Annotated in this window: 14 protein-coding genes; 11 read left to right on the plus strand and 3 right to left on the minus strand. The window is 63.4% G+C overall.

Annotation, left to right across the window (positions count from 1 at the left end; all coding sequences use genetic code 11):
• The first annotated feature begins 72 nt into the window (after positions 1-72).
• The 3 genes from ABIE40_RS03760 (at position 73) to ABIE40_RS03770 (ending at position 3,558) form a co-directional block, all read left to right on the plus strand.
• Positions 73-2,091: a pseudouridine synthase gene (locus tag ABIE40_RS03760; RefSeq protein WP_199626262.1), complete on the plus strand. Its 2,019-nt coding sequence runs from the start codon at positions 73-75 to the stop codon at positions 2,089-2,091.
• The gene (gene rsmD, locus ABIE40_RS03765; RefSeq protein WP_130278959.1) at positions 2,072-2,632 is read left to right on the plus strand and encodes a 16S rRNA (guanine(966)-N(2))-methyltransferase RsmD; all 561 of its coding nucleotides are present in this window, start codon (positions 2,072-2,074) and stop codon (positions 2,630-2,632) included. The genes ABIE40_RS03760 and rsmD overlap by 20 nt, the downstream gene beginning before the upstream one ends.
• A 92-nt stretch (positions 2,633-2,724) precedes the next feature.
• Positions 2,725-3,558, plus strand: a complete 834-nt coding sequence (locus ABIE40_RS03770) for a patatin-like phospholipase family protein (RefSeq protein WP_502944797.1) — start codon at positions 2,725-2,727, stop codon at positions 3,556-3,558.
• Here the strand turns inward: ABIE40_RS03770 and ABIE40_RS03775 are convergent, their stop codons facing one another.
• Positions 3,559-5,373, minus strand: coding sequence for a monovalent cation:proton antiporter-2 (CPA2) family protein (locus ABIE40_RS03775; RefSeq protein WP_199626263.1), 1,815 nt, complete (start codon positions 5,371-5,373; stop codon positions 3,559-3,561). It lies immediately after the preceding gene.
• A 106-nt stretch (positions 5,374-5,479) separates the two neighbouring features.
• Here ABIE40_RS03775 and ABIE40_RS03780 point away from each other — a divergent pair, with 106 nt between their 5' ends.
• The 7 genes from ABIE40_RS03780 to ubiA all read left to right on the plus strand — a co-directional run bounded on the left by ABIE40_RS03780 (position 5,480) and on the right by ubiA (position 11,866).
• On the plus strand, positions 5,480-6,826 hold the full coding sequence (locus ABIE40_RS03780) for a TldD/PmbA family protein (RefSeq protein WP_199626264.1): 1,347 nt from the start codon (positions 5,480-5,482) through the stop codon (positions 6,824-6,826).
• A gap of 14 nt (positions 6,827-6,840) precedes the next feature.
• Positions 6,841-7,650, plus strand: coding sequence for a 3'(2'),5'-bisphosphate nucleotidase CysQ (locus ABIE40_RS03785; RefSeq protein ID WP_130278956.1), 810 nt, complete (start codon positions 6,841-6,843; stop codon positions 7,648-7,650).
• Positions 7,651-7,711: 61 nt separating this feature from the next.
• The gene (locus ABIE40_RS03790; protein WP_112713001.1) at positions 7,712-7,960 is read left to right on the plus strand and encodes a DUF4170 domain-containing protein; all 249 of its coding nucleotides are present in this window, start codon (positions 7,712-7,714) and stop codon (positions 7,958-7,960) included.
• 175 nt (positions 7,961-8,135) lie between these two features.
• Positions 8,136-9,452, plus strand: coding sequence for a lipid IV(A) 3-deoxy-D-manno-octulosonic acid transferase (waaA, locus tag ABIE40_RS03795; RefSeq protein WP_112712999.1), 1,317 nt, complete (start codon positions 8,136-8,138; stop codon positions 9,450-9,452).
• A gap of 23 nt (positions 9,453-9,475) precedes the next feature.
• Complete coding sequence (locus ABIE40_RS03800) at positions 9,476-10,195, plus strand: HAD family hydrolase (protein WP_130278954.1); 720 nt, start codon at positions 9,476-9,478, stop codon at positions 10,193-10,195.
• Positions 10,196-10,208: 13 nt separating this feature from the next.
• Entirely contained in the window at positions 10,209-10,805 is a 597-nt protein-coding gene (locus tag ABIE40_RS03805; RefSeq protein WP_354540962.1) for a GNAT family N-acetyltransferase, read from the plus strand.
• Between the two features lie 101 nt (positions 10,806-10,906).
• On the plus strand, positions 10,907-11,866 hold the full coding sequence (ubiA, locus tag ABIE40_RS03810) for a 4-hydroxybenzoate octaprenyltransferase (RefSeq protein WP_199626265.1): 960 nt from the start codon (positions 10,907-10,909) through the stop codon (positions 11,864-11,866).
• A gap of 71 nt (positions 11,867-11,937) precedes the next feature.
• On the opposite strand, the gene ABIE40_RS03815 is transcribed toward ubiA, so the two are convergent.
• Positions 11,938-12,504 (minus strand): DUF6101 family protein, encoded by a 567-nt coding sequence (locus ABIE40_RS03815; protein WP_112714342.1) that lies wholly within the window; start codon positions 12,502-12,504, stop codon positions 11,938-11,940.
• Positions 12,505-12,816: 312 nt separating this feature from the next.
• On the opposite strand from ABIE40_RS03815, the gene ABIE40_RS03820 reads away from it, so the two are divergent.
• A complete protein-coding gene (locus ABIE40_RS03820; protein ID WP_199626266.1) occupies positions 12,817-15,648 on the plus strand; it encodes a DUF1217 domain-containing protein in 2,832 nt (943 codons plus the stop codon).
• Here the strand turns inward: ABIE40_RS03820 and ABIE40_RS03825 are convergent.
• On the minus strand, positions 15,645-17,075 hold the full coding sequence (locus ABIE40_RS03825; RefSeq protein WP_199626267.1) for an FAD-binding oxidoreductase: 1,431 nt from the start codon (positions 17,073-17,075) through the stop codon (positions 15,645-15,647). The genes ABIE40_RS03820 and ABIE40_RS03825 overlap by 4 nt on opposite strands.
• Between the last annotated feature and the right edge of the window lie 9 nt (positions 17,076-17,084).

A 17,084-nucleotide genomic window follows, 5' to 3' on the forward strand; every position in this document is an offset into this window, starting at 1 on the left:
ATCCGGCAAATTCCCACTTAACCGCAGGGGCACGACCTGATAGAGAAGCCCCAAAAGGCAGGCAAACAACAAATGACATTCAAAGACAAGCCAAAACGGCCGGGTGGCAAGCCCGCAGCGCGTGATACGCGTCCGAAAACCGAAGGCAAGCCGGCACGCAATGCCGCGCCGAAGGCAGAGGCTGCGGCAACCGAAGGCGACGCCAAGGCCGAACGCATTTCCAAGGTCATGGCGCGCGCAGGCGTTGCCTCGCGCCGCGATATCGAGCGCATGATCATGGAAGGCCGCGTCACGCTGAACGGCAAGCTGCTCGAAACGCCCGTCGTCAACGTCACGCTGACGGACAAGATCGAGGTCGACGGCATCCCGATCCGTGGCATCGAGCGCACGCGCCTCTGGCTCTATCACAAGCCGGCTGGCCTGGTGACCACCAATTCCGATCCGGAAGGGCGCCCCACCGTATTCGACAATCTGCCGGATGAGCTTCCGCGCGTCATGTCGATCGGCCGCCTCGATATCAATACCGAAGGCCTGCTGCTGCTGACGAACGATGGCGGTCTCGCCCGTTCGCTCGAGCTGCCGACGACCGGCTGGCTGCGCCGCTACCGCGTGCGCGCCCACGGCGAGATCGATCAGGATGCGCTCGACAAGCTGAAGGAAGGCATTGCCGTCGATGGCGTGCTCTATGGCTCGATCGACGCGACGCTCGACCGCACCCAGGGTTCCAACGTCTGGATCACCATGGGACTGCGCGAGGGCAAGAATCGCGAAATCAAGAACGTCCTCGGCGCGCTCGGTCTCGACGTCAACCGCCTGATCCGCATCTCCTACGGTCCGTTCCAGCTCGGCGACCTGCCGGAAGGCCATGTGATCGAAGTGCGCGGCCGCACGCTGCGCGATCAGCTCGGCCCGCGCCTGATCGAAGACGCCAAGGCGAATTTCGACGCGCCGCTCTACAACAACAGCCCCGCTGTTGCAGAAGAAGAGGAAGAGGCGCCCGCCAAGCCGGAACGCCGCGAGCGCACCTGGAAGCCCGAGGACAAGCGCGAGCGCGCGCTGAGCCGCCTCGATACCAAGCGTGACGATCGCCGTGACGACCGCCGCGATGATCGTCGTGACGGTGGCCGCGAAGGCGGACGCAAGGATGACGACCGTCCGAAGCGCCCGGCGCTTGGAAGCCGCCGCAACGCCAATGTCTGGATGGCGCCCGGCGCCCGTCCGCTCGGCGAGAAGGCTGCGGCCAAGGCTGCCAAGAACGAAAAGACTGCCCGCCGCCGTGGCGAGGGGCCCGATGCCGGCAAGCCGCAGGCATCGAGCTACGACAACGACCGTCCGCGCACGGTGATCAACCGCGCTCACGACGAAGAGGGCGAATGGATCCGCTCGAGCGAAACCCCGGCTGGTGGCAAGGATGATCGCGAAGGCTTCGGCCGCAAGCGCTCCTTCGGCGACCGTCCCGATCGTGGTTTCGGCGACCGTCCGGCGCGTGGTGATCGCCCGGCCCGCGGTGAGCGCTTCGAACGCGGTGAACGCCCCGCCGGTGATCGTCCTGCCCGTGGTGACCGTCCCGCTCGCGGTGACCGTCCTGCTCGCGGCGACCGCCCGTTCGGCGACAAGCCGCGTGGCGACCGAAAGCCCCGTGAAGATGGCGAGCGTACGCGCTCCTTCGGCGACCGTCCGGCCCGCAGCGACAGGCCCTATGGCGATCGTCCGGCTCGCGGCGAGCGTCCTGCCGGTGACCGTCCCGCTCGTGGCGACCGTCCTTTCGGCGGCAAGCCGCGCGGCGACCGCCGTCCGCGCGAAGAGGGTGACGAGCGTCCCCGGTCCTTCGGTGACCGTCCGCGTCCCGCCCGCAGCGCTTCCGGCGAAGCCCGCTCGGAGCGTCCCCGCGGCGATCGTCCGTTCGGCGACAAGCCGCAGGGTGACAAGCCGCGCGGCAAGAGCTTCGGCGCAAAGCCGGGCGGTGCCAAGAATTTCTCCGGCAAGCCGAGAGGCGACCGGCCGGATGGCGGAGGCAAGCCTTCGGGCGGGCCGTCGCGTGGTGGACCAAAAGGAAAGGGAATGACGCGCGGTGCGGATCGTCGGCGGTGAGTTTCGCGGACGGTCGCTCGCCGTACCTAAATCCAACGACATCCGGCCGACTGCCGACCGGACGCGTGAGAGCCTGTTCAACATCCTGAGCCATGCCTATCCGGAATGCGTCGATGGCACCCGGATACTCGATCTTTTTGCCGGTACCGGCGCCGTCGGTCTCGAAGCCGTCTCGCGCGGCTGCCGTCATGCGCTGTTCGTCGAAAACAGCGTCGAGGGCAGGGGCCTGCTCTGGGAAAATATCGATGCGCTCGGCCTGCATGGCCGCACGCGCATCCTGCGGCGTGATGCCACGGACCTCGGCACGGTCGGCAATCTCGAGCCCTTCAACATGCTCTTCGCCGACCCGCCCTATGGCAAGGGTCTGGGCGAAAAGGCCATGGAAGCGGCCGCCAAGGGCGGCTGGCTGGTGCCGGGCGCCATCGCCGTTCTCGAAGAGCGCTCCGATGTTGCCGTTTCGGTCGATCCTTCCTATGTCTTCCTCGAAGACAGGATTTTTGGCGACACCAAGGTCCATTTCTTCCGCTACCAGCCGCTTTAGGCCGGGCGGAAAACCGGGAGCGTTCAGTGCAGCAGGCAGGTATTGTGAATAGCGTGATACCTGCCACGGATGGCCTGACGCCCGTCAGCGGCATGCCGACCGTCGCAGTCGCCTTCGGCGGCGGCGGTGCCCGCGGCCTTGCCCATATCCATGTCATCGAAGCGCTGGATGAGCTCGGCATTCGCCCCGTGGCGATCTCGGGCTCGTCGATCGGCGCCATCATGGGCGCCGGCATGGCGGCCGGGATGACCGGCGAGGCGATCCGCGAACACGCGCTAATGACCGTCGGCAACAAGACCGCCGTCGTCAGCCGCATCTGGGGCCTGCGCCCGCAGACGGTGCGCGATGCCGTCGCCAAGGGCATCCGCATCGGCCAGTTCAATCTGGAGCGCATCCTCAAGGCTTTCCTGCCCGCAGACCTGCCGGATCGCTTCGAAGACCTGCTCGTCCCCATGCAGGTGATCACCACCGATTATTACGGCCAGAGCGAAGTCATCATCGATCACGGCCAGCTCTTCCCGGCACTTGCTGCGTCCTCCTCGATCCCCGCGGTCTTCATGCCCGTGCGCATGAACGACCGCGTCATGATCGACGGCGGCATCAGCAATCCCGTTCCTTATGAATGCCTGATGGATGTCGCCGATATCGTCATCGGCATCGATGTCGTCGGCGCCCCCGAAGGCGACGGCACCCATATCCCGAACCGCATGGAAAGCATCTTCGGCTCCGGCCAGCTGATGATGCAGACGGCGATCACGCTGAAGCTGAAGATCCAGCCGCCGCACATCTTCCTGCGCCCCACGGTCGGCCGCACCGGCGTCATGGATTTCCTCAAGGCCCGCGAAGTGCTCGCCATGTCCGCAGGCGTCAAGGACGACCTGAAGCGCGAGCTCGACCGTCAGTTCGAAGCGCGTTTGAAAGCTTAGCTAAGCGTCGGCAGTAACATCGGCCGGCCCCGCCAAGGGATCCTCGTCCATCTCCATCGCGCGCTTCGGCTTGACCAGCGGCTCCGGCCGGACTGGATGCGAAAACAGCATGTCGCGCCCGGCCTGCAATCCTTCCGAGACCTGCAGCACCAGCCGCTCCTCGTCGCGGCGGCGGATATCCTCGCCGATCTCATAGGCTTCCGCTTCGCCGACACCGAGAGCCTCCAGCGTCCGGCGGCCGAAGAGCAGACCGGATTCCAGCGTTTCGCGCAGCTCGTAGTCGACATTCATGTTGCGCAGCGCGATCGAGTGGATGCGGTCGTAGGAGCGCACGAAAAGTTTTGCGTGCGGATAATCGGCCTGAACGAGTTCCACCACCTTGTCGGTGATCTCCCGCTTCTGCGTACAGACGACGACGATCTTTGCCTTGTCGATGCCCGCCGAGCGCAGCACATCCTTGCGCGTGCCGTCGCCGAAATAGATGCGGAAGCCGAAGGACGATGCCTGGCGGATGCGGTCGGCGGAGAAGTCGATGACCGTCACGTCGCGGCCACCGGCAAGCAGGATCTGCGCGGCGATCTGGCCGAAACGCGAGAAGCCGACCATCAGCACATCGGCCCCGGCGCCGACGAAATCCTCGTCCAGCTCCTCATGCTCGTCGCCCGTCAACAGGCGCCTCGAAAGCGCCGAGCCGATCGGCGTCAGCGCCATCGTCAGCGTCACGATGGCGACCAGCAGCGAGGCAGTGCTGGAGGGCATCAGGCCCGCGGTCGCCGCGGCGGTAAACAGCACGAAGCCGAACTCGCCACCCTGCGGCAGCAGGAAGGCGATACGGATCGCGTCGTTATGCGGCGAGCCGGAAGCGCGGCAGAGCCCATAGATGACGGCAGCCTTCACCGCCATGATGACGGGCACGGCGGCGACGATGAACAGCGCATTGTCGACCAGCACCTCGAGCTCCAGCGAGAGCCCGACGGCGATAAAGAAGATAGCGAGCAGCACGCCGCGGAAAGGCTCGATATCCGCCTCAAGCTCATGCCGGTAGGAGGATTCCGCCAGCATGATGCCGGAGAGGAAGGCGCCCATCGCCATGGAGAGACCCGCAAACTGCATCAGCGTCGCCGAACCCATGACGACGAAGAGCGCGGCGGCAATCATCGCTTCGCGGGCGCCGGTGCGGGCAATCACCTGGAACAGCGGCGTCAGCAGATAGCGCCCCATGACGATCATCGCCACGACCGCGCCGATTGCGATCCCGAAATCCAGGAACGGCTGATCGCCGCCCTCGCTGCCGCCACCACCGAGAACGGTGATCAGTGCCAGCAGTGGCACGATTGCCAGATCCTGCAGCAAGAGCACCGAGAACGAGCGCTGCCCGTATTTGGTATTCACCTCGCCGGTACCCTCGAGGATCTGCATGGCGAAGGCGGTCGAGGACAGCGCCAGACCGAAGCCGGCAACGATGCTGCCGCGCCATTCCAGCACGCCGGAAAGATAGGCAAGCGCTGTCAGCGCCAGCCCCGTCAGCAGCACCTGCGCGGTGCCGAGGCCGAAAATGTCGCGGCGCATCTGCCAGAGGCGTGATGGCTTCAGCTCCAGGCCAATGATGAACAGCAGGAAGACGACGCCGAGTTCGGCGACGCCAAGGATCTGCTCGCCATCGGTAATGCCGTGGAAAACCGGCCCGATCACCACGCCGGCGGCGAGATAGCCAAGCACGGTGCCGAGCCCGAGCTTCTTGAAGATCGGGGCCGCGACGACGGCGCCGCCGAGCAGCAGGATCGTTTCGGAGAAAAAGGCATTAGGGGCAGACATGCGTCGGAAACTCGTTCGGTGATGGGGCGGGAAAAAGAATCGGCGGCCGCGGCCTTGATGCTTTCCGAACTGCACAATAAATGGAACCGGAAGGAAAGGCCAAATCATGTCCTCAGAAATTGATTCCTCGACACTTCTTTCCCGTGCCAGCCAGCTGATCGATCTTGCCAAGAAAGCCGGTGCCGATGCCGCAGACGCGGTGGTCGTCCGCTCGCGGTCGCAATCCGTCAGCGTCCGGCTCGGCAAGGTGGAGGGCATGGAGTCTTCCGAGAGCGACGACTTCTCGCTGCGCGTCTTCGTCGGCAAGAAGGTTGCCAGCGTTTCCGCCAATCCCGGTTTCGACCTGACGGCACTCGCCGAGCGGGCCGTCGCCATGGCCAAGGTGTCGCCCGAAGATCCCTTCGCCTGCCTGGCAGACGAGAAGAACCTCGCCAAGTCCTATCCCGATCTGCAGCTGTTCGACCGCACCGAAGTGACGTCGGACATGCTGCGCGAAGCGGCGCTGGCGACGGAAGCGGCCGCACTTGCCGTCAAGGGCGTCAGCAATTCCTCCGGCGGCAGTGCCTCCGGCGGCATGGGCGGCATGGTTCTCGTCACCTCGCATGGCTTCGAAGGCAGCTATATGGGCTCGCGCTTCGGCCGCTCGGTCAGCGTCATCGCCGGTGAAGGCACCGGCATGGAGCGCGACTACGATTTCGACAGCCGCATCTACTACAACGAGCTCGACGCCCCCGAAGAGATCGGCCGCCGTGCCGGCGAGCGCACCGTCAAGCGCATCAACCCGCGCCAGGTGCCGACAGGCAAGGACGTCACCGTCATCTTCGACCCGCGCATTGCCCGCGGCTTCGTCGGCCATATCGCTGGCGCCATCAACGGCGCCTCGGTTGCCCGCAAGACCAGCTTCCTGCGCGACAAGATGGGCCAGCAGGTCCTCAAATCCGGCCTGTCGATCACCGACGATCCGCTGATCGTCCGTGGCCCGGCCTCGCGCCCCTTCGACGGCGAGGGGATCTCGGGCGAAAAGCTGGTGATGATCGAAAACGGCGTGCTGAACCACTGGTTCCTGTCGACGTCGACCGGCCGCGAGATCGGCATGGAAACCAACGGCCGCGGCGTGCGCGGCGGGAATTCGGTGACGCCGGCTTCCACCAACCTGGCGCTCGAACCCGGCGATATCTCGCCCGAGGAGCTGATCCGCAGCGTCGGCGACGGCTTCTACGTGACGGAGCTGATCGGCCAGGGCGTCAACATGATTACCGGCGAATACAGCCGCGGCGCCACCGGCTTCTGGATCGAGAATGGCGAGCTGACCTTTGCGGTCTCCGAGGTGACGATTGCCTCGAACCTCAAGGAGATGTTCATGCGCGTCACCCCCGCAAACGATATCGACCGCAAATATGGCGTCGCAGCCCCGACGCTCGCCATCGAGGGCATGACGCTCGCAGGGCGCTGAAGATTGGAAGACAGATGACTGACGCCGTAAACGCCCGCTGGCAGAGCGATCTCGCGCTGATCGCCGATGCCGCAAAGCAGGCGGGTGAAGTGGCGCTCGGCTATTTCAATCAGTCGCCCGAGGTCTGGTGGAAGAACGAGGGCCGCTCGCCGGTCAGCGCCGCCGATTTCGCCGCCAACGAGACCCTTGAGAAGATCCTGCGTGCTGCCCGCCCAACTTACGGCTGGCTCTCGGAAGAGACCGAGGACAGCGCCGCGCGCCTTGCCAGCGAAACCGTCTTCATCATCGACCCGATCGACGGCACCCGCGCCTTCCTCGGCGGTCAGGCTCTCTGGTGCGTCAGCGTTGCCGTCGTTCATCGCGGCCGCCCGGTCGCCGGTGTCCTCTATGCCCCGGCGCTCGACGAACTGTTCGAAGCCGTCGAAGGCGGCCCGGCGCTGAAGAATGGCGAGCCGATTTCGGTCTCCGCCCGCGGCCCGGACACGGTGAGCCGCTTTGCCGTCGGCGAGGATCTGCTGAAGGCCTTCCCGGCGCCCTTCCGCAGCCGCATCGAGCGCGTCCGGCATGTGCCCTCGCTCGCCTATCGTATCGCCATGGTCGCCGATGGCCGCCTAGAAGGCACCTTCGTCAAGCCGACCTCGCATGACTGGGATCTCGCCGCCGCCGACCTCATCCTCGCGCGCGCCGGCGGCGAGCTCACCGGCCTCGACGGCGTGCCCGTGCGCTACAATCGCGCCGAGGTCAGCCATGGGGCACTGTGCGGCGCGGCGGCACCCCGCATGGCTGAGTTTCTGGAAGGACTGGCTTCGATACGAAGCAGTTGACGTTTTCGTCAAAATCCCGCAGATGAAAGCGCGGAGGAGACCAGAAAAGAAAGAGAAGAAAATGACGGAATCCGGCGGTAAGAAGCAGCTCCTGCACCTCGTTTTTGGCGGCGAATTGGAAAGCCTGACGGACGTTCAGTTCCGCGATCTCAAGGATCTCGATATCGTTGGCATTTTCCCGGATTACGCATCCGCGCTGACCGCGTGGAAGGCCAAGGCACAGTCGACCGTTGATAACGCACATATGCGTTACTTCATCGTCCACATGCACCGCCTGCTCGATCCGCAGGATAAGGCCGGCAGCAACTGATTTTATAGGCTTTTCAGCATGGTAGCCGCCCTCGCGGCGGCGCCGTTTCATGCCCGGGTATTGCGCCCGCTGCCGTCGAATGACGCATTCTGAACAAATTAATCGGCCATTGCGGCCGCAACAATAATTGGGGAATGGGTTTGATGTCGATCATTGCTGATCGGAGGCATTTTACATGAGTTCGCCGGGAGCGCGTTTCGCGCTGGGCGTCTACAGGACCGCGGGTGTCATGGCGACGCCTTTGGTCGGCGCCTATCTCGCCTACCGCACCGCCAAGGGCAAGGAAGAGCGCGCGCGCCGGACGGAACGTTTCGGCTATGCGAGCGCCAACCGGCCCCAGGGCCCGCTCGTCTGGTTCCATGCCGCAAGCGTAGGCGAAACCAATGCCGTCATTCCGCTGATCCGCGAAATCCGCCGCCGCGATATCCACGTCATCCTGACGACGGGAACGATCACCTCGGCCAAGGTCGCCGCGGACCGCCTGGGCGGCGATGCGATCCACCAATATGTGCCGCTCGACCTGAAGCCGGCCGTCAGCCGTTTCCTCGAATACTGGCAGCCCGATTGCGCCATCATCGCCGAGTCCGAAATCTGGCCGGCGACGATGATGGAGCTCGGCCGCCGCCGCATTCCGCAGATCCTCGTCAATGCCCGCATGTCGGATCGCTCCTTCGCTCGCTGGCAGCGGCGCCCGTCGATCGCCGAGGCGCTGTTCGAGAACCTTGCGCTGGTCATCGCCCAGTCCGATGTCGATTCCGAACGCTTCCGCGATCTCGGCGCCCGGCATGTGATGACCTCGGGCAACCTGAAGGTCGATACCGACGCGCCGCCCTATGACGCCAATCTCTTTGCCCGCTACAAGCAGCAGATCGGCGATCGCAAGACCTGGGCCGCCGTCTCCACCTTCGATGGCGAGGAAAATGCCGCAGCGGTCGTCCACCGCACCCTGAAGGACCGCAACAACCAGCTGACGATCATCGTGCCGCGCCATCCCGAGCGCTCCGACGAGATCGAGCAGATGCTGGTCGCCCAGGGCCTGAAGGTGGCGCGCCGCACCCGCAACGACGTCATTTCGCCCGATGTCGATATCTTCCTCGGCGATACGATCGGCGAGATGGGGCTGTATCTCAGGCTCACCGAAGTGGTCTTCGTCGGCCGCTCGCTCTATGCCGAAGGCGGCCAGAACCCGCTGGAACCGGCCATGCTCGGCTGCGCCGTTCTCTCGGGCAGCAACGTCCAGAATTTCCGCGAGGCCTACCAGAAGCTCGCCCGCCGCGGCAGCGCCCGCATGGTGCGCGATACCGAGATGCTGGCCAAGGGCGTGCATTATCTGCTCATCAACGACGAAGCACGCCGCAATATGATCGAGGCCGGCATCGCCGCCGTGCAAGAAATGCGCGGAGCACTGACGGCAACGGTGAAGGCGCTCGAGCCCTACATCAATCCGCTGACGGTGAAGGCAAGGCTGCTGCCGAAATCGGCGCAAGGCTGAGGGATACAAGGCTGAGGGATACGATGGCACTCGACGGTATCAGGGGCATTCTCTTCGACAAGGACGGCACGCTCCTCGATTACGACGAGAGCTGGCTGCCGGTGAACCGCGAGCTTGCCCGCATCGCCTCGCAGGACGATGCCGCGCTCGCCGATCACCTGCTGCGCGAAACCGGCATGGACCCCGTCAGCGGCCATATCGTCCCCGACAGCCTGCTCGCCGCCGGCAACACCCGCCAGATCGCCGAGGGCCTCGTCGCTGCCGGCTCCAGGGTCGAGGTCACCGAGCTCACCATCAAGCTCGACACGCTGTTTTCCAACGCCGCCGAGTTTTCGGTACCGGTCACCGATCTCGCCGGCTTCTTCGCCCGTCTCCATGCCCGCGGCTTCAAGCTCGGCATCGCCTCCAGCGACAACGAACGCTCGATCCGCCAGACGGCCCAGCGCTTCGGCTTCGCCCAGTATGTCGATTACATCGCCGGCTACGACAGCGGCTTCGGCAGCAAGCCGGAAGCCGGAATGGTGCTCGGCTTCTGCAAGGCCACGGGCCTGGCCCCCTCCGAAATTGCCGTCGTCGGTGACAACAATCACGACCTGCATATGGGCCACAACGCCAATGCCGGCCTCAAGGTCGCGGTGCTGACAGGCACCGGTTCCCGCGAATCCCTCTCCGCCGCATCCGACTACTGCCTCAACGACATCACCGAGCTCGAAACCCTGCTGCCCGGCCTCCAGCCGGCCTAGTCCAGGCCACCATATGACATTCGATCCCCAATCAGCCATGAAGCCGACCTTGCGTGGTGAGCGCCTGACGCTCGTTCCGTTGGAGAAGCAGCATCGGGACGTGCTCCTGGCCGCAGCCGCTGACGGCAATCTCTGGGACTTGAAGGTCACCGCCGTCCCGAGCGCCGAGACGATCGACACCTATATCGAAACTGCGGTCGCCGGCCGTGAAGCCGGGACGATCATTCCTTTCGTGACGGTCGCCGGGGATCAGGTCGTCGGCAGCACGCGCTTCTGGAAGCTCGACCGCGTCAACCGCAATATCGAGATCGGGCATACCTGGATCGGCGCCTCATGGCAGCGCAGCTTCGTCAATACCGAGGCGAAGTTCCTGATGCTGGAATATGCGTTCGAGGTGCTGGACTGCATCCGGGTCCAATTCACCACCGATGAATTGAACGAGCGATCGCGCAGGGCGATCGTCAGGCTCGGCGCGGTCGAGGAAGGCATCATCCGCAACGAGCGCATCATGCCTGATGGACGCAAGCGCAACTCGGTGCGCTTCAGCATCATCGATACGGAATGGCCGCAGGTGAAGGATCAGCTGAAAGCGCGGCTCGCTTCCGCCTGAGACGGGAGGCTGCGTTCAAGGCTCGCGCTTTCCCGCCGACCCGATCACCCGCGCCACCATGCCCGCTTGACCCGCCGCATTACGCGTCGCTACATGGCCGCATGCAAAAGATCGACGGACTGAACGGGCGAGTCGCCGACGCGCCTTCCGACAATTGGGTTTACCGGATCCTGCCGCCCTGGCTCTGGCCCTATGCGCAGCTGGCGCGCTGGGACCGGCCGATCGGTTGGCAGCTTCTGATGTGGCCGTGCTTCTGGTCGGTGGCGTTGGCGGCCAATGCCGCGGCGGCCGCGGGCAGCTTTTCCGGCGGGCAGACGATCTATCATCTGATCCTCTATTTTCTCGGATCCGTCGCCATGCGCGGCGCCGGCTGCGCCTATAACGATCTCGTCGATCACAAGATCGATATGGAAGTGGCGCGCACCCGCTCGCGCCCGCTGCCCTCCGGCCGCGTCACCCGCACACAGACGAAGATCTTCATCGTTCTCCAGGCGCTTGTCGGCCTCGCCGTGCTTCTGCAGTTCAACTGGTTTGCCGTCATCCTCGGCATCCTGTCGCTCGGCATCGTCGCGCTCTATCCCTTCGCCAAGCGCTTCACCGACTGGCCGCAATTCTTCCTCGGCCTTGCTTTCTCCTGGGGCGCGCTGATGGGCTGGGCCGGGACCTTCGGCACGCTGTCCTTCGCCGCCGTCTCGCTCTACATCGCCTCCGTCGTCTGGACGATCGGCTATGACACGATCTATGCGCATCAGGACAAGGAGGACGACGAGCTGATCGGCGTCCGCTCCACCGCGCGTCTCTTCGGCGACCGCACCCGCCAGTGGCTGATTGGGCTCTATGGCCTGACGCTCGCCCTGATGCTGCTCGCCTTCGTGCTCGCGGGCGTCGGCCCGCTCGCCTATCTCGGCCTGCTGATTGCAGCCGGCATGTTTGCCTGGCAGATCGTCAAGCTCGATATCAACGATGGCGACCAGTGCCTTTACCTTTTCAAGTCGAACAACCGCGTCGGGCTGATCATCTTTGCCGGCCTGTTCGTCTCGCTGCTCGTCACACTTCCCTGACCGAAACGAAAAAACCCGGCGCAAGGCCGGGTTTCAGTTTGACGCATCTCGCCACAAGCCCAGTTGTTGGCTCAGTTGCGGGCGATAATTTCCTTGCCTTCGATCTTCATCGAAACGCCAAGCTTGCCGGTGGTGCGGCGCACCAGGAAGCGCGGGCGGCGGTTGGCGAAATAGGAGTGGCGGCGGCGCGGCTTCATGTGGCTGGTGCGCAATTCGCCGAGATGTTCTTCGAGCGGGCGGGCAACGCCATCGGCTTCCACCATCAGCATCGGAATGCGGAAGGCTTCCGACCAGCCGCGCCAGTCGGCGGCGATGTCGCCGAGATCATGGGCGACGAGCAGCGGAACGCAGAGATCGGGATCTTCGTGATGAAGCTCGAGAGTGACGGTGACTTCGCCATTGCCATGGTCGATCGCCCGGGCTGCAACGCCCTTGAAGGCGCGCTTCGGCAGGGCGATAGAAAGCGGCAGGCCGCTGGAGGGGAGAACCTTGCGCAGGATCGCGCCACGTTCGTCGATCGTTATGCTGACGTCGCCAGCGGCGTCATGGATCGCGTAGCTTACCTGCTGGGGAAAGCGCGACGGATCGAGGCGCAGAGTCGTACCGGCCCATGCGGGCTTCATAACGGTGTTGTTCATGTTCATTTCTACCCTTGTCTTACCTGAGAGCCGGTTTCCGGTCTTCTCCTCGGGGCTTTTCGCCCTCTATGGCTCGACAATAGGCGCCGGCTCTTCCGGACCGCTTAAAATTTGCGGTTAAGAAAACGCTGCCTTTCCTGATGGTTATCAAAATCGAATGTGGCAGGGTTTCTGGAATATGAACGTTGTCTCACAAGCACATGTGCCATTCCGGTACCCGCAGCGGTAAGCCTCGGGTAAGCTTTAAGTGGCAAAATCGGCACAGGATATCCTGTTATTCTTTTAGATATTTTCCCGCAAAGGGTCGCCCGGATGATTTCATCTTCTGTTGCTTACGCGATGTTGTCGAAAGACATGAAGACGAGCCTCGATCGCGTCTCGTCCCAGGCGACCGTCAAGCAGAATGCCGACTATTACGCGGAAAATATCAATAAAGTCAAAGATGTAGACGATTTTCTCGGCAACTATAAGCTCTATAGCTATGCGATGACGGCCTATGGCCTCAGCGACATGACCTATGCCAAGGCCTTCATGAAGAAGGTGCTGGAAAGCGATCTGACCGATCCGAACAGCTTTGCCAACAAGCTTGCCGATTCCCGCTACAAGACATTCGCCGCCGCCTATAACTTTCACACGCCGGCCCCGCAGGCCCAGACATCGGCGCAGGAGGACGATACGATCGGCCTCTACACGTCGTCCTACGAGGATAGCGGGCAGGATACGGCCGCGGAATCCAACTATTTCAAGTCCGCGATGCGCGATGTCGACAATGTCACCGACCTCGTCGCCGATCCGCGCCTCAAGGCCTTCGTGCTGACGACCTTTGGCATCGACGGCACCTATGTGTCGAGCAGCTTCCTGAAGAGCGTTCTGACCAGCGACGTCAACGATCCCAACAGCTTCGTGAATACGCAGGCCAATGCCAAATATCAGGACATGGCCAAGTATTTCAATTTTGCCGCCGATGGCACGACCGGCGGCACGCCGCCGCAGCCGCCGCAGAGCGCGGCGCAGCAGGCCGATCTCGTCGATCGCGCGAACGCCAACGGCAAGGACTATTTCGCTTCGACGATCGGCACCGTCGCCAATGTCGACGACCTCCTGTCCGACCAGAAGCTGAACAACTTCGTCCGCGTCGTCTATAATGTCAGCAACACCGTTTCCGACGCCGACCTCAAGACCTACCTGACCGATCCGGCGACGGCAGCCTCGAGCGGCTACAAGACGCTGAACTCCGCCTTTGGCTTCAATGCCGACGGCAGTGTCAGCGGCAGCGCGCAGACCGCGGACCAGACTGCCGCCACGACCGCGCGCTTCGACCAGTCGACGGCCTATTACAAGCGGATCATGGAAACCGTTACCGGCGCCGACGATATCGTCGCCGATCCCGCGCTGTCGTCCTACGTCAAGATCGCCTTCGGCGTGCCGCTGACCATGTCGGATGACGACGTCACGAAGATGCTGACCGACCCTACCTTCGCGGCGTCCGTCGGCGCCCCGGATGCCCCGTCGGATTTCAATTTCAACGCCGATGGCTCGATGGTGGGCTCGGCCCAGACGACCGACCAGAAGAACGGCATCGTCGAGAAATACACGCTGAATTCGTTGCAGAAGGTGGTCGACTATGACGACGTGCCGGGCGAGCCCGACGACGTTTATTACGTCACGCCGGCGGCGGCCGATTTCAACAAGGCCTATTTCGAAAAGACCATCAAGACGATCACCAGCGTCGATCAGCTGATGGCCGATGACCGCCTGACTTCCTATATCAAGGCCGCCTACAGCCTTGGAAAGCATGGTTACGGCAGCGGTCTCGTCGACGGCCTCGATAATACCGGCTTGCGCCAGGTGCTCGTCAATGGCGGTCTCGCGACGCAGCTCGGCCTGAAGGATCTTCACGATGCCTTCAATTTCAATGCGGATGGAACGGTCACTTCGCCCGATGGCGCCCAGAGCGCAGCCAATACCGCGCAGGTCTCGAAGCAGTACATGGCACGCTACGATGATGAGGCGAAGGACTTCATCGACGATATCACCTCCAACTATAAGAAGTTGATCACCTCGAGCGTTGGCACCGGCACATTCTCGGATATCAAGGATATCAACGACTTCCTTCGCGACAACAAGCAGATCGACTTCGACAAGAAGAACGATGACCTGCCGGACCTCTACCATGTCGCGCTGCAGGCCTACGGCCTAACGGAAGCCGATCTTCCGAAGTCGATGGCCCGCAAGGTGCTGACAAGCGATGCCTACGATCCGAAGGGCTATGTCGCCTCGCTGAAGGACGATCGCATCACCAATTTCGCCCGCGCCTTCAACTTCGGCGCTGACGGCAAGATCGGCCCCTCTCTGGCGCCGCTGTCGGACGCTTCGATGGCCAAGTACGCCACGAACTACAAGTCGCATGCGACCATGTACATGGCCGACGGTCCGCTCAAGGACAAGGCATCCAAGGATGCCACGACCGATGTCGACAACTTCGCCAAGGGCATGGCCGATGTGAAGTCGCTTGACGACTTCCTCGGCAACAGCAAGCTCACCGACTTCATCCTGAAGTCCGTCGGTCTCGATCCGAAGGACTACGACAAGGATACGCTGAAGAAGATCTTCACCTCGGACCCCGAGGACAAGAAGAGCTATCTGAACACCAAGGCCGACAGCAAGTTCAAGGACATCGTCGCCGACTTCAACTTCGACAAGGACGGCAACATGACCCGGTCGAAGCTCGGCACGGTTCAGGACGCGGGCGCGCTCGACCGCACCCAGTCGGCCTATGTCGCGCAGCAGCTGGAAACCCAGCAGGGTCAGAGCAACGACGGCACCCGCCTGGCGCTCTACTTTGCGCGTCAGGCTCCCAACATCACCTCGCTCTACACGATCCTTGGCGACAAGGCGCTGTTCCAGGTCGTCCAGACGGCCTTCAGCCTGCCGACACAGATGTCCAGCATGGATGTCGACAAGCAGGTGTCGATGCTGCAGAAATTCATCGATCTCAAGGATCTCGGCGATCCCACGAAGGTCGACAAGCTCGTCAAGCGCTTCACGGCGATGTACGACATCCAGAACAGCACGACGCAGGCGCCGGCCCTTCAGATCCTGACGAATGGCGGAACCACCAAGGCGGCCGGCATCCTCGGCTAATCGAGGCTGACCACCTTGCCGGGGTTCATGATCCCGGCGGGGTCGAAAGCGTGCTTGATGCGGCGCATCAGCTCCATCTCGATATCGGAACGGATCGAAGCGAGCTCGTCTCGCTTCAGCTGACCGATGCCATGCTCGGCCGAAATAGAGCCGCCATGGGCACGCACCAGACCGTGAACGATCTTGTTCATCTCGCGCCAGCGGCCGATAAAGGCCGCCTTGTCGGCACCGACCGGTTGCGAGATGTTGTAGTGAATATTCCCGTCGCCCATGTGGCCGAAGGCGCAGATGCGTGCGCCCGGCATCGCCGCCAGCACCGCCTCGCTCGCCTCCGCCATGAAATGCGGGATTTTCGACACCGGCACCGAGACATCGTGCTTGATCGAGCCGCCTTCCGGCTTCTGCGCGTCCGACATGCTCTCGCGCATGTGCCACAGCGCCTGCTGCTGGGCGACCGACGCGGCGATGGTGGCGTCCTGCACCAACCCTTCCTCGAAGCCTTTCTCCAGGAGCGCATTCATCATCCGCTCCGCGGTCTCGGCTGAATCCGAGGTCGAGATGTCGATCAGCACATACCAAGGATGCGGGTTTTCCAGCGGGTCGCGCACGCCCTCGATATGCTTGCTGGTGATCTCGACGCCGAAGCGCGGCATAAGCTCGAAACCGGTCAGCGATGTCCCGCAGAGGCTGCCGGCCAGATTGAAGAAGGCGAGCGCATCCTCGACGCTCTGAAGTCCGGCAAAGGCCACCTGCCTGCCGAGCGGCTGCGGTAAGAGCTTCAGCACGGCGCCGGTGATGATCCCGAGCGTGCCCTCGGCGCCGATGAAGAGATCGCGCAGGTCGTAGCCGGTATTGTCCTTCTTCAGGCGGCGCAGGCCATCCCAGATCTCGCCGGTCGGCAGCACCACTTCGAGGCCGAGGCAGAGCTGGCGCATGTTGCCATAGGCAAGCACGGCGGTGCCGCCGGCATTGGTGGAGAGATTGCCGCCGATGCGGCAGGACCCTTCCGAGCCGAGCGACAGCGGAAAGAGCCTGCCATGCGCTTCGGCGGCCTTTTGCACATCGGCCAGGATCGCGCCGCCATCGGCAACCAGAATATTGGCGACCGGATCGACGTCGCGGATCCTGTTCATCCGCTCGAGCGAAATGATGATGTCGGATTTGCCCTCGCGTGGCGTCTGCCCGCCGACGAGCCCGGTATTGCCGGTCTGCGGCACGACGGCCGTGCCGGTCTCGCTCGCAAGCTTCATGATCGCCGAGACTTCCTCGACATTGCCGGGCTTCAGGAGGAGAGGGGAGGAGCCGTGATAGAGGCCGCGATTCTCGATCAGGTGCGGCGCCAGGTCGGCCTCGCTGCGCAGCGCGTGTTTCTCGCCGACAATGGCGGTAAAGCGGTCGAGCAGTTCGGCAGAAACGGCAGCACTCATTGGCCCTGA

Origin of the sequence: Rhizobium sp. OAE497 (assembly GCF_040546565.1) — a bacterium.
GTDB lineage: Bacteria > Pseudomonadota > Alphaproteobacteria > Rhizobiales > Rhizobiaceae > Rhizobium.

What these genes read in the sequence shown, in the direction of transcription:
- ABIE40_RS03800 (WP_130278954.1), top strand. Translation starts at nt 9,476, where the DNA reads ATGGCACTCGACGGTATCAGGGGCATTCTCTTCGACAAGGACGGCACG.
- ABIE40_RS03760 (WP_199626262.1), top strand. Translation starts at nt 73, where the DNA reads ATGACATTCAAAGACAAGCCAAAACGGCCGGGTGGCAAGCCCGCAGCG.
- ABIE40_RS03785 (WP_130278956.1), top strand. Translation starts at nt 6,841, where the DNA reads ATGACTGACGCCGTAAACGCCCGCTGGCAGAGCGATCTCGCGCTGATC.
- ABIE40_RS03775 (WP_199626263.1), bottom strand. Translation starts at nt 5,373, where the DNA reads ATGTCTGCCCCTAATGCCTTTTTCTCCGAAACGATCCTGCTGCTCGGC.
- ubiA (WP_199626265.1), top strand. Translation starts at nt 10,907, where the DNA reads ATGCAAAAGATCGACGGACTGAACGGGCGAGTCGCCGACGCGCCTTCC.
- ABIE40_RS03820 (WP_199626266.1), top strand. Translation starts at nt 12,817, where the DNA reads ATGATTTCATCTTCTGTTGCTTACGCGATGTTGTCGAAAGACATGAAG.
- ABIE40_RS03790 (WP_112713001.1), top strand. Translation starts at nt 7,712, where the DNA reads ATGACGGAATCCGGCGGTAAGAAGCAGCTCCTGCACCTCGTTTTTGGC.
- ABIE40_RS03825 (WP_199626267.1), bottom strand. Translation starts at nt 17,075, where the DNA reads ATGAGTGCTGCCGTTTCTGCCGAACTGCTCGACCGCTTTACCGCCATT.
- ABIE40_RS03780 (WP_199626264.1), top strand. Translation starts at nt 5,480, where the DNA reads ATGTCCTCAGAAATTGATTCCTCGACACTTCTTTCCCGTGCCAGCCAG.
- ABIE40_RS03815 (WP_112714342.1), bottom strand. Translation starts at nt 12,504, where the DNA reads ATGAACAACACCGTTATGAAGCCCGCATGGGCCGGTACGACTCTGCGC.
- ABIE40_RS03770 (WP_502944797.1), top strand. Translation starts at nt 2,725, where the DNA reads ATGCCGACCGTCGCAGTCGCCTTCGGCGGCGGCGGTGCCCGCGGCCTT.
- waaA (WP_112712999.1), top strand. Translation starts at nt 8,136, where the DNA reads ATGAGTTCGCCGGGAGCGCGTTTCGCGCTGGGCGTCTACAGGACCGCG.
- ABIE40_RS03805 (WP_354540962.1), top strand. Translation starts at nt 10,209, where the DNA reads ATGACATTCGATCCCCAATCAGCCATGAAGCCGACCTTGCGTGGTGAG.